This is a genomic window from Providencia sp. 2.29 (genome assembly GCF_015832305.1).
Taxonomy (GTDB): domain Bacteria; phylum Pseudomonadota; class Gammaproteobacteria; order Enterobacterales; family Enterobacteriaceae; genus Providencia; species Providencia stuartii.
The window spans coordinates 4045568-4057781 of sequence record NZ_CP065420.1; the positions used below are offsets into that span (position 1 = coordinate 4045568).

The 12214-nt window shown below is 42.2% G+C and carries 10 protein-coding genes; 3 read left to right on the forward strand and 7 right to left on the reverse strand.

The genetic code is table 11. The annotated features are described in order from the left end of the window. Positions 1 to 64 precede the first annotated feature (64 nt). The 6 genes from I3B46_RS19150 to I3B46_RS19175 form a co-directional block, all read right to left on the reverse strand. Complete coding sequence (locus I3B46_RS19150) at positions 65 to 1114, reverse strand: osmoprotectant NAGGN system M42 family peptidase (protein WP_014657402.1); 1050 nt, start codon at positions 1112 to 1114, stop codon at positions 65 to 67. A 4-nt stretch (positions 1115 to 1118) separates the two neighbouring features. Next, a complete protein-coding gene (locus I3B46_RS19155; RefSeq protein ID WP_041705166.1) occupies positions 1119 to 1889 on the reverse strand; it encodes a FadR/GntR family transcriptional regulator in 771 nt (256 codons plus the stop codon). A 54-nt stretch (positions 1890 to 1943) separates the two neighbouring features. Beyond that, the gene (locus I3B46_RS19160; protein WP_060561453.1) at positions 1944 to 2738 is read right to left on the reverse strand and encodes an ABC transporter ATP-binding protein; all 795 of its coding nucleotides are present in this window, start codon (positions 2736 to 2738) and stop codon (positions 1944 to 1946) included. Next, positions 2735 to 4537, reverse strand: coding sequence for a dipeptide/oligopeptide/nickel ABC transporter permease/ATP-binding protein (locus tag I3B46_RS19165; protein ID WP_004917383.1), 1803 nt, complete (start codon positions 4535 to 4537; stop codon positions 2735 to 2737). The genes I3B46_RS19160 and I3B46_RS19165 overlap by 4 nt, the downstream gene beginning before the upstream one ends. After that, positions 4534 to 5481, reverse strand: a complete 948-nt coding sequence (locus tag I3B46_RS19170) for an ABC transporter permease (protein WP_014657400.1) — start codon at positions 5479 to 5481, stop codon at positions 4534 to 4536. The genes I3B46_RS19165 and I3B46_RS19170 overlap by 4 nt, the downstream gene beginning before the upstream one ends. Before the next feature lie 96 nt (positions 5482 to 5577). Next, complete coding sequence (locus tag I3B46_RS19175; protein WP_004917390.1) at positions 5578 to 7137, reverse strand: ABC transporter substrate-binding protein; 1560 nt, start codon at positions 7135 to 7137, stop codon at positions 5578 to 5580. A 150-nt stretch (positions 7138 to 7287) separates the two neighbouring features. Here I3B46_RS19175 and I3B46_RS19180 point away from each other — a divergent pair, with 150 nt between their 5' ends. The 3 genes from I3B46_RS19180 (at position 7288) to I3B46_RS19190 (ending at position 11272) form a co-directional block, all read left to right on the forward strand. Further along, a complete protein-coding gene (locus I3B46_RS19180; RefSeq protein WP_014657399.1) occupies positions 7288 to 7935 on the forward strand; it encodes a DUF1028 domain-containing protein in 648 nt (215 codons plus the stop codon). Between the two features lie 423 nt (positions 7936 to 8358). Continuing rightward, entirely contained in the window at positions 8359 to 8796 is a 438-nt protein-coding gene (locus I3B46_RS19185) for a helix-turn-helix domain-containing protein (protein WP_072502726.1), read from the forward strand. A 1054-nt stretch (positions 8797 to 9850) separates the two neighbouring features. Next, positions 9851 to 11272: an NAD(P)/FAD-dependent oxidoreductase gene (locus I3B46_RS19190; RefSeq protein WP_004917397.1), complete on the forward strand. Its 1422-nt coding sequence runs from the start codon at positions 9851 to 9853 to the stop codon at positions 11270 to 11272. Positions 11273 to 11457: 185 nt separating this feature from the next. On the opposite strand, the gene I3B46_RS19195 is transcribed toward I3B46_RS19190, so the two are convergent. Then, a complete protein-coding gene (locus tag I3B46_RS19195) occupies positions 11458 to 12213 on the reverse strand; it encodes an iron ABC transporter ATP-binding protein (protein ID WP_004917400.1) in 756 nt (251 codons plus the stop codon). Position 12214 lies beyond the last annotated feature (1 nt).

Sequence of the window (12214 nt, forward strand, 5' to 3'; positions counted from 1 at the left end):
CAATCAAAAGACCCCCAATCATTGGGGGTCGCTTCAAATTCTTGACGTTTTTTACCTAAATCCATTACTGCCCTGGTAATGGCACTAAATCACTTTCAATATAACGTCTGACCAAGGTGGCTAATGCAACCAGTGAATCAACGTGCGTTCTTTCCCAACCATGTGAGCTATCCAGTGCAAAACAAGCCAATGCCACGCGGATATCCCACCCTGCATCGACGGCAGCGGCACTGTCTGAGCGGTAGTGTTTAAAGGTATCTCTCACATGAGGAATATCATACTGTTGGCACAGCTTAAGTAGGTGGCGTGTGATAGCTAAATCAAATGGACCTGTTCTATCACGAAATGCCAATGTTAACGCATCATCCCGCGTTGTTTGATCGGGAGCCGACACCGAGTTATCAATGGCTAACAGTTCTTGTACTTCAGCACCAAAGCCATGCGTTCCCCCAATACCGACTTCCTCTGAAATAGTAAACATGATTTGGCAAGCCACTTCAGGCAGTACTTTATCATCCACCAGCGATTTCAATGCAGCTAATAACACTGCACAGCCCGCTTTATCATCAAGATGGCGAGAGACGATAAAACCATTATCAATAAACTCAGGCTGTGCATCGACTGCAACCATATCCCCTACATTAAAGCCATGTGCTAATAAATCAGCATGGTTATAACAAGGTGCATCAAGGCGGATTTCAAGGTTATCCCAATCGGCAATCTGGGTATCCACTTCAGTATTAAAACGGTGCCCCGATGCTTTTAACGGCAGAATAGTTCCCCGATATTGGTTGTTGTCACAAAATACTGTGACTCTCGCTCCTTCAGCGAAACGTGCGGCCCATGTTCCCGTGTTACGTAGTGCCAATCGCCCATTCGGCTTTAATTGTGTCACCATTGCACCGAGAGTATCTAAGTGTGCCGCTAGTGCCCTTTTGGGCTCACCATTGCCTAACGTAATATGTAGCACACCTCGGCGGGTGTATTGCGGTTGAAAACCTAATTCTGCGAGCCATTGATGAGTCTGCGCTACGGCATTCTCTGTCATACCTACAGGGCTAGGCGTTTGTAATAGCGTCTTTAATACAGATTTAAGATAATCTTGATCAATCATGTCATTACCTGTCTTCACTTAAAAATCGTTCTTGTAAGGTTGCTTGCAAGGCCAGCATGGCTTGTTCCGCATACGCCATATGCGCTTCCATAATCGCTTTCACTCTAGGAGCATCTTTACGGCGCATGGCGTCAATAAGTTGATATTGATAGTCAATCCCTTGTCGACGATCGACAGGTTCAGGCTTTAGGTAGATGTCTTTGCAAATCGCCAAATCCTTAAGCAACCGTTGAAGAAAATGACAGATAAACACTAAAAGTACGTTATCAGAGTAGCTCGCAACAACAGCGTGAAAATCCAATTCGGCCATCCGCTGCTGCCAACGTTCGGCTTCATCAACTGGCTCATGATCATAAATCGCTATCGTGTCATACAGTTTTTGAAAACCTTCATTATCCATATTGTCGATAGCGCTAACTGCCACCACAGGCTCTAATAATTTACGTAAGGTATAAATGTCTTTTATCGAAATATTCCGTGTAAACAAATAATTAGACAGTAAACTCATCGCTCGCGCTTCTGTCATAGAATCAATAAATGCACCGCCACCAGGCCCCGTTTTCGTTTTTATCAACCCTTGGACTTCTAGCGATTTTAAAGCTTCTCGAACGGTGCTTTTACTGGCGCTATAACGCTCTATTAGATCTTTCTCTTGTGGCAGTCGATCACCTGGCATTAAATTATCCGCCATGATCGATTCTTTAATCGCATTCACAATTTCATCCGTGCGTTTAATTCGTCCTGTTTCTGTCATCGGCTGTTTCTCTGTGTTCATATTTTTCTTCCGGCCGTCGTCTGTTGTTCTATTTTTCATCTCCACACTCGCCTTTTACTCAAAAGAGAGCCTTGGCGCGCTGGTCAATAAATTCTGGGTATAACTCTGTTCAGGGGCAGCAAATAAACGATGAGTTTCCTGACATTCTAGCAAATCACCTAAATAGAGCACGGCCACTCTGTCAGCAATTGATTCAACGACGGCTAAATCATGACTTATAAATAAGTAAGATAACGAAAATTGTGTTTTTAGCTCTTGTAGCAACAACAACACTTGCGCCTGTACCGAAACGTCCAATGCGCTAACAGGCTCATCGAGAACGAGGATCTGTGCATCGGCTGCCAATGCTCGTGCAATCGCTAAACGCTGAGCTTGCCCACCCGAAAACTCATGTGGATAGCATGCCAGCGCATCCAATGGCATACTTACGGCCTCGAGTAACTCATGTAATCTATGGGTTTGTTCAGATTTATTCATCTGCTTAAGGTACTTTAAAGGTACGGATAAGGTTTCTCCGATCGTTTTACGTGGGTTCAATGATGCAACAGGATCTTGGAAAACATATTGGATAGCTTGACCGAAGGCTCGTGTTCCTTTTTTTTGCCACTGAGAACGGTTTTTTCCCAATATGCGGATCTCCCCTGATGTTTCCTGCTCCAATCCAACTAAAATACGGGCAAGAGTACTTTTCCCCGAACCGCTTTCCCCAACGATCGCCAATGTTTCACCTTCATAAAGATCTATTGAGATGTTTTTTAGAGCCTTAACTTCTCTACTTGTTGGATGAAAAAGGTTAGGTGGGCGACCAAACGTTTTTACCAATTGATTGACTTCAATGACCTTATTCATGATACCTCCTGCACCGCGTCTGGTTTAGCGCTATAAATATCTGCAACATGGGTAAGAAATGCTTTTCCTTCCCCCAGTTTTGGCACACTGGCAATCAAGCGACGCGTATAAGGGTGCTGTGGCTGATGAAGTACCGTTTGTGTTGCGCCCGTTTCTACAATTTGGCCTTGCTGCATCACCGCCACCCGATCACAAATTTGGTTAATCACCGCAAAGTCATGGGTAATAAAAAGTAGCGCAACCCCTCTTTCACGACGTAACTTATTGAGTAATTCTAAAATGCGTGCCTGTACAGTGACATCCAGTGCCGTTGTCGGCTCATCGGCAATAATTAACACCGGATCATTCGCAAGAGCCATGGCAATCCCAACACGTTGGCGTTGCCCTCCAGAAAGTTGATGGGGATAAGCGTGATAACTCTCTTTTGCTGATGGAATACCAACACTCTCAAGTAACTCAATCGCCTTATTCTTCGCTTGTTGATCGGAAAGGGATTGGTGAGCGGTGATCGCCTCTTGTAATTGTGCACCTATCGAAAACTGTGGATGCAGTGTCGTCAACGGATCTTGAAAAATATAAGAGACTCTAGCGCCACGGCGTTGCTGTAACGCCGATAGAGATAATGACAACATCTCTTCTTCATTAACATAGATCCCACCACCGGTGATCACCGCTGGCGGGGAAGCTAATAGCCCCATAATGGACAGTGCTGTAACACTTTTACCAGAGCCACTTTCCCCTATCAGCCCTAAACACTCACCACGCGCCACTGAAAAACTGATATTTTTAACCGTTGGGCGCAATAGAGGCCCTTGACGAAAACCAACACACAGTGACTTCACTTCTAACACCGCCTTGCTGCCTTCCGTACGTGCTGGAATATCAATACGTGCGGTTTCTGTCACTGGTTGCGAGCGATGCAAAGCCCCTGATTTGAGCCTTGGATCAAGTAAATCGCGAATGCCATCACCTAATAAATTAAAGCTAATGACGATAAGAAAAATCATAATGCCGGGCACTAATGCAACATGGGGCGCCACGAACATCTGTGCTCTACCTTGCCCTAGCATTGATCCTAAGTCGGCATTCGGCGGCTGTGTTCCTAACCCTAAAAACGACAACCCCGCCGTTTCCAAAATCATCCACCCTATCGTGGTTGACATAGTCACGACAATAATAGGCAATACATTCGGTAAAACTTCCGTTAATAGAACTTGAATATGGTTTTTACCTGATAACCTTGCCGCCTGAATAAAATCACGATCGCGCAAGCCTACTGTTAGCCCTCGAATATTACGTGCAAAGAAGGGGATATTAACCAAAGCTATCGCGTATAACGCATTAAGTAAGCCCGGCCCAAGTACAGCGACAATCGCCAATGCCAGTAAAATATAAGGAAAAGCCATTAACATATCGATGCAACGCATCAATAGGGTATCAGTTCGCTGCCCAACATAGCCGGCAATTAAGCCAATTAGCGTACCTAATACGGCTGCAATTAACGTCGCAGAGATCCCCACAAGCAGTGATACCCGTGTTCCCCATAATAACCGTGACAAAATATCACGCCCAAGATGGTCGGTTCCCAACACATGACCCGAAGAAAAAACAGGTAATAATCGATTAATGAGATCCGTTTTATCGGGATCAGGCAGTGGCAGCCAAGGTGCTAGTAATGCTGACAACATGATGACCAATAAGATCGCTAGCCCTAATGCAGCTAAACGATTGGTCATTAACAAAGACCAAGCCGATTGGCGATAACGTGGCTGGATAACCGGTGTAGTAATTTGGCTCATGATTTTAACCTCGGATCCAAAAGTGCCTGCATCAAATCAGCAAACAAATTAATAAATACATAGGCTGCTGCTGCAATTAAAACACCGCCCTGCACTAAAAAGAGATCACGTGTCGCAACCGCTTTGACCAACATGGCACCTAGCCCCGGCCACTGGAATACGGTTTCGATATAGACAGCACCGCCTAGAACAAAACCAGCCTGAATCCCAATAACGGGGATCACTGACACGAGCGCCATACGAAAAGCATGACGAAAAATAACTTTGCGTTCGCTAAGTCCTTTTGCTCGAGCAGTACGAATAAAATCTAAGCGCAAGACCTCTAACATCGCAGTACGAGTTAATCGAGCAATGACCCCTGTCGCGACTAAAGAGAGCGTCACTGCTGGCAGAACAAGATGGTGCAATAGGTCACCGAACCCACCGCCTTGCCAAATCGAATACATCCCTGACGCAGGAAACCATTGCAGTTGTACCGCAAACAGCATGATCATCAATAGGCCGATCCAAAACGATGGCATCGAAATGCCCAGTAACACGGCTAGCGTGATCATTTTGTCACTCCAGCTAAACTGGCGGATCGCCGAAATAATGCCTGCCAACAACCCTAAAACAGAGCTGAGCAACAGCGCACTGCCCCCAAGAATTAAGGTGGCTGAAAAACGTTCTAATACCTCGTCAGTGACAGGACGATTGAGTACGAATGAGCGCCCAAAATCCCCCTGCAATAAATTACTTATCCAAATAAAGTATTGTTGATATAGCGGCTTATCTAAACCAAGTTCCTGTTTTACCCGCGCCACATTCTCTGGTGTTGCCCATGGTCCGAGCAGTGCTTGAGCGGGGTCACCAGGGATCAACGCCATGATGAAAAATACGATAAGCGTGAGCCCAATTAAAATGGGTATCGTCGCTAAAATTCGTTTAACACAATATAGCCACATAGGTTCTTCCCCAGTAAATCTTCCCGTCGTAACCGTTTTAATGCCGAGTAAAGGCTCGCTACTTTGTTATGCCGTGAAATTAAGCCAATTGATCCGTTAATCTTTATGAACGTCTTTAAGCAATAAATTAAAATTTGGCTGTAATTTAAAATTACTGATCCGCGCACTGGCGACCGCATTTTGCTTCCAATTTGCCACAAACAGCCATGGCGCATCTTGGTGAACTCTCTTTTGTACCTGCCGATAAAGCCGTGCCCTCTCAGCCATATCGTTGGTTACTCTTGCCTTATCTAATAAGCTATCGAGTTGTTTATTCGCGTAATAGCCAGAATTAAATCCCCCTTTCTCTGGCCATGATCCAGAGTGCAGCGTCAAAAAGGGTAAGGTGTCAGGATCGTTCGTCATCCATGCCATTTCCGCCATATGTGCTTGTTTAAGCCCTGAATTCACCTTTGATAAATAGGTATTCCACTCAAAAGTCTGTATTTCAACTGACAGCCCAACGGCCTTTAGGTCGGCCTGAATCGCTGTCGCCATCGGGATCGGATCCAACATGCCAGATCCTCCCTCTGTGACATAAAAAATAATTTTTTGCCCTTCTGCTCCCGCCGCTTTAATCAATTCACGCGCTTTTTGAGGATCGTAAGGGTAAGCCTCCGTTTCAGGATCAAACGCCCAATCGAAAGCTGAAGGGATTGGCCCCTGTGCAACATCTGCGGAGCCTTGAAGGATATATTTAACGATATTCTGTTTGTTGACTGCGTAATTCACGGCTTGCCTGACACGCACATCGTCAAATGGTGGACGTGATGCATTCAACATGCCATACCAAACATGCGGGCCTGTTGCTTGATACAAGTGAAAACGTTTATCAGAGGCAAACAGTGGTACATTATCCGCGGGCACTTCAACCATCGCATCAATCCCTCCCGACAGCATTTCAGCCACGCGAGTATTAGCGTCAGTTATTGGGCGAAAAACCACATATTGCAGTGACGGTCGCCCTCCCCAGTACTGATCATTAGCTTCCACAACAACACGCTGATTCGCCGTCCACTCGGTAAATTTAAAAGGCCCAGTCCCACTTGGATGGCGACCAAAATTTTTATCGTATTGTTTAACGGCAGTTGGCGAGACAATCAAACCTGCGGGGGTTGCAAGATTGGATAAAAAAGGGGCAAACGGCTCTTTTAACCGGAAGATCACCGTGGCGTTATCGGGCGTTTCAATGTTGTCGATAACAGAAAAGAAAAATGATAAAGGAAAAGGCCCTGTATGATAGTAAGGATGCTCACGATTAAGCATACGTTCGAACGTAAACTTAACCGCTTGTGCATCTAATGGTGATCCATCATGAAAGCGAACCCCTTTGCGTAAATGAAATGTGTAAGTCAGTCCATCCTCACTCACATTCCATGATTCGGCCAGTGCAGGCTCAAGCTTTAATGAACCATCAGAATTGCGCACCAACCCCTCATAAATATTCACCAAGATCCGTGAATCATTGGCAGCCGTCGCCACCTGAGGATCTAATGATTGCGGTTCAGCCACTTGCCCTAATAACAATACATGGCTGTTTTCATCGCCCCATAGCGGAAATGAAAAAGCGAAGAGAAGTGAAACTGTGGCTACCCATCTGCGTAAACACATGCCCATATTTGTTCTCCCTGGTGTGGTGACGATGCTGTGATATGTGTCAATTTTGTTAAAATTATTCTCTTTTTCTTTATTTATGATTATAAATTAACTTTCTCGCAATAATTTATAATGATAAATTTGATCGGTGTCTAATTTATGAGGTGTAAAATGACTTTTTCTATCGTCGCTCGTTGTGCAAAAACGGGGGAAATTGGAGCAATAACCGCAACAGGTGGTCCCGCAGTAGGGGCATTAGTTCTCCATGGGGCAAGTTATCATGGTGCGATTGCCACACAAGCCATGACCAACCCCATGGCAGGTATAACCGGAGTTGAATTCCTTCGAGAGGCTATGCCAGCTAAAACCTGTTTAGATGTTTTGCTTAAAAAAGATGCCGCCCCCACATTAAGGCAATTGATCATTATTGATAAACAAGGCACCAGTGCGCATTGGACAGGACAGGCATGTTTACCTTGGTGTGGTGGCTTATCTGAAACCAATTTAGCGATTGCAGGTAATATGCTCGCAGGAGAGCATGTTTTACACGCGCTATACGATACCTACCATAAATACTCAGAATTAGCGCTAGCAAATAGGCTATTAATGGCAATGAAAGCGGGTGAAAAAGCGGGAGGTGATTATCGAGGAATTCGTTCAGCGGCACTCAAAATATGGCACCATCGCCAATATGCAGATATTGATATTCGCGCTGATTGGTCACAACAACCTTTATCTGACTTAAACGTTATTCTGCATCAAATATGCTCAAGCGACTACGCCGATTTCTTCGCACAAATTCCCACTGGAAATGAATAATCAGCTTCACTTAACAGCAATCACGTAATTCAACTTAGGAAATTAATACTCATAATATGAAATTATCTCTAAAATAGCCGTCAAACCTTTGACGGAATGTAACAAAATGAAACATTTTAGGCGACAATTAACTATTTCAAATAGAACAAATTAGTAAACACATTTACTCTTTTTACGTCATAATTCGAAATATAAATAAAATAACCTTCTTAAAATGACGATGTTTTCATAGGTTTAAGCTCTCAATTTTCAAAAAATTTACGTGAATACCAATAGTGTAAATCAGCATTTCCAATAAAAATAAACATAACAATAGTTATAAACTATCAAAAATCACTGTTTATTAGGTATAAACATTTTTACACCTACAGCAGACTCGTTATAGTAGCGCCCAAATAGAGGCGATGAGTAGAAAACTAAATAATGGAAGAAAACAAACTCAGTACACTATCGGGTTACTTTTTACGCAAGGCAAGAAAGGAGAAGAAAATCACGGGCAAAGAATTAGCCAAATTAATGGGGATCAGCCAGCAACAAATTTCTCGCTATGAAAACGGGATAACGCCACTCACAATTGATTTACTGTATAAATTTCTATTGATCTTGGAGATTGATGGCGCAAGTTTTATACAAAAAATTTTCCACGAATACGCGAACGGTAGCAATAATAAAGAGCCTGCTCCCGTCACACCACCATCACTCAGCCAATATATCAGACACTTTATTAAAGATAAAAATAGCGCAACACGCGATGAAATACGTTATTCCAATCACAATAGAAAAAATTTAGAGACCTATTCCGTCCAGCTCAAGCCACTCAATGGCGCCAAAATAAAGAGAGTTAATTCTAAAAAGGAATAAATCGCCCTATAATAAATTACACTCCAATAATAGAGGTTTATACTAAATAAGCACTTCTACCTAAGTGAATTAATTGTCATTTCCCACTGGGTTCGCCAAACTTTTAATCCATGATTTTTCTGGCATGATGATAATAAGCACAAATTATGTATGCCAATTGGTTAAAAAATAGATAACTCAAACTGTTGCCTAAATAAAAAACCTGATTTATTGTAAGGATTACTTATTTAGATAACACTTTAACCAGCTTAGTCGTATATTTTACTTTTACCACTATGTGTGACTAAAAAAATAAACAAATTTAGGATTATTATTAGTAACAGTCGTTATTGAAAGGGTTAAACTGGATAAGAATTCGTCTTTGACTATTTTATCAACAGACACAAAGATAAACATATCTTCATGTTTTTTAATGATAAATCAGAGGTAAAATATATTCCTAATAGGCGTTTCAATAACAAAATATATTTTTTCAACTTTATTTTAAAATAGTGTAAACCTAAAAAGACGCTACGAATTTTCCTGTTACTGAAAAAATTGAGAATTTAGTTCAAAAAAACGACAATATAAAAAACACAAACATTTAGATATTTAATTAAATGTTTTTAAACTAATACGTATTTTATCTATTTAACCTTTCAAGAGTAAAAAGAAGGATAACCACCAACCCTCATAAAATCGGATATTTCATTCTCCTACCCTTATTAACCACACAATATAGCATTGTTTAACACTTGGCTCATTCTAGTATTTTTGCTAATTACTCACTCTACGAAACAAATATCCACCGCATCTAAGTTGATTAAAAAATCACTGTACACATTATCTGACATTTCACTTTATTTTCTGCCCTCTTAAAAAGATTGAATTTTATTAAAATAGCTCGCAAACCCCTTACAGGCTTGATTATTTCTGATTATGAATATTCACATTTCTCTTACTTTTGTTAACAAATATTAACCATAGTTAACAACATCATGAAATATGATAATATGATTATCTTAAATTGTAATTATTTACTATATAAAAACTAAGGTTATTATTGAGGTTATAGATGAAAATCTCGAGAAGAAAACTACTTTTAGGGGTCGGTGCTGCGGGTGTTCTCGCAGGTGGTGCTGCGGTTGTTCCAATGATCCGCAGAGAAGGTCGGTTTGAGTCCACCAAATCTCGTGTTCCTGCTGTAGCAGGCACAGAAGGTGCATTACCAAAATCCGCTGATGCCGTTATTATCGGTGCAGGCCTTCAAGGTATTATGACTGCAATTAATCTCACCGAAAGGGGGATGAACGTTGTTATTTGTGAAAAAGGCGTTGTAGGCGGCGAACAATCAGGCCGTGCTTATAGCCAAATTATTAGCTACAAAACTTCCCCAGAAATTTTTCCATTACACCACTATGGAAAAATTTTATGGACTGGCATGAATGAAAAAATCGGTGCTGATACAAGTTACCGCATTCAAGGCCGTGTTGAAGTTCCTTCTAGCGAAAAAGATCTAGAACTCACCAGAGAGTGGATCAAAAAGACAGCAGAAAACCCAGGTTTTGATACACCTTTAAGAACTCGCATGATCGAAGGTGAAGAGCTGGCAAAACGCTTACCTAATGCACAAACTCCATGGAAAATCGGTGGATTTGAAGAAGACGCAGGTAGTCTCGACCCAGAAGTGGTTACACCAACCATGGCTAACTACGCCAAATCAATCGGGATCCGCATCTATACCAACTGTGCAGTAAGGGGCATAGAAACCGCTGGCGGTAAGATTTCCGACGTTGTGACCGAAAAAGGTTCCATCAAAACTTCTAACGTAGTGCTGACTGGTGGTATCTGGTCTCGCCTATTTATGGGTAACCTAGGCGTTGATGTTCCTACACTGAACGTTTACCTATCTCAACAGCGTATTACTGGCGTGCCTGGTGCACCGAGAGGTAACGTGCATCTACCAAACGGTATTCACTTCCGTGAACAAGCTGATGGTACTTATGCGGTAGCACCACGTATCTTTACCAGTTCTATCGTTAAAGATAGCTTCCTGCTAGGCCCTCGCTTTTTACACCTACTCGGAGGCGGAGAGCTGCCATTAGAATTCTCAATCGGTAAAGATCTCTTTAACTCCTTCACCATGGCAACCTCATGGAAGCTGGATGAGAAAACGCCATTTGAAGAGTTCCGTACCGCAACTAACACACCAAACAATGAGCACTTGGATGGCGTTCTAGAAAGACTTAGAAATGAATTCCCTGTGTTTAAAGACTCTAAAGTGGTTGAGCGTTGGGGCGGCACTGTTAGCCCAACTGACGATGAGATCCCAATCATTTCGAAAATCGAACAATACCCTGGCCTTGTTATCAACACCGCAACAGGTTGGGGTATGACAGAAAGTCCTGCATCTGGACAGTTGACTGCTGATCTATTGATGGATACTAAGCCTATCATCGATCCACGTCCATACAGACTTTCTCGTTTTAGCGAGTAATATAAAACGCTTTTACGCAGGATTTGGATGCACTCTTCACTTATGCTAATTAGGTGAAGAGTGATTGGAATGGCGCGTGAATGGTTTGTAGCTTTGCTACTGCGTTTGATATATAGCTCAATAAAATAGCCTCTATGCTAACAAGCAATAGAGGCTATTTTTTTATAAAAATAAAATGACTTCGTTTAGTAATACATCGCTATCAATTTATTATCGACAGATTTAATCTCAATAGGAGTATCAAAGATATCTTCGATGATATCGACCTTCATAATGTCATTAGGCGCCCCATGATAAACTAACTTCCCTGCTCGCATAGCGATAATATGGTCGGAGTAGACAGAGGCAAAATTGATATCGTGGATCACCAAAATAATCGTTTTGCCTAACTCGTCTGCCGCGCGACGCAGCAATTTCATCATAATGACCGCGTGCTTCATATCAAGGTTGTTGAGTGGTTCATCTAACAGCACATATTCAGTGTCTTGACATAAAACCATCGCCACATAGGCTCTTTGCCGTTGACCACCTGATAGCTCATCCAAATAACGATGACGCAAGTTAGATAAATTTAAGAATTCGAGTGACTCATCGATTTTCTTTTTGTCATCAAGAGTTAAACGCCCTTTTGTATAAGGATAGCGGCCAAAACCAACTAACTCTTCAACGGTTAATCGACTTGCGAACTGGTTTTCTTGTCGCAACACTGACAAATAAGTCGCTAGCTTATCACTTGGCGTTTTTACAACATCTAGCTCATTAACCTTCACATGCCCAGAATCGGCCATTAATAAGCGCCCAATGATTGATAAAAGCGTCGACTTACCTGCTCCATTAGGCCCAATAATCGATGTAATACCACTATTTTTAATCGTTGTTGTGATGTTATCTAAGACCTTAGTATCCTGATAACTTTTCGATATCTGATTAATTTCAATCATA

What these genes read in the sequence shown, in the direction of transcription:
- I3B46_RS19175 (WP_004917390.1), bottom strand. Translation starts at nt 7,137, where the DNA reads ATGGGCATGTGTTTACGCAGATGGGTAGCCACAGTTTCACTTCTCTTC.
- I3B46_RS19195 (WP_004917400.1), bottom strand. Translation starts at nt 12,213, where the DNA reads ATGATTGAAATTAATCAGATATCGAAAAGTTATCAGGATACTAAGGTC.
- I3B46_RS19155 (WP_041705166.1), bottom strand. Translation starts at nt 1,889, where the DNA reads ATGAACACAGAGAAACAGCCGATGACAGAAACAGGACGAATTAAACGC.
- I3B46_RS19185 (WP_072502726.1), top strand. Translation starts at nt 8,359, where the DNA reads ATGGAAGAAAACAAACTCAGTACACTATCGGGTTACTTTTTACGCAAG.
- I3B46_RS19180 (WP_014657399.1), top strand. Translation starts at nt 7,288, where the DNA reads ATGACTTTTTCTATCGTCGCTCGTTGTGCAAAAACGGGGGAAATTGGA.
- I3B46_RS19160 (WP_060561453.1), bottom strand. Translation starts at nt 2,738, where the DNA reads ATGAATAAGGTCATTGAAGTCAATCAATTGGTAAAAACGTTTGGTCGC.
- I3B46_RS19170 (WP_014657400.1), bottom strand. Translation starts at nt 5,481, where the DNA reads ATGTGGCTATATTGTGTTAAACGAATTTTAGCGACGATACCCATTTTA.
- I3B46_RS19150 (WP_014657402.1), bottom strand. Translation starts at nt 1,114, where the DNA reads ATGATTGATCAAGATTATCTTAAATCTGTATTAAAGACGCTATTACAA.
- I3B46_RS19165 (WP_004917383.1), bottom strand. Translation starts at nt 4,537, where the DNA reads ATGAGCCAAATTACTACACCGGTTATCCAGCCACGTTATCGCCAATCG.
- I3B46_RS19190 (WP_004917397.1), top strand. Translation starts at nt 9,851, where the DNA reads ATGAAAATCTCGAGAAGAAAACTACTTTTAGGGGTCGGTGCTGCGGGT.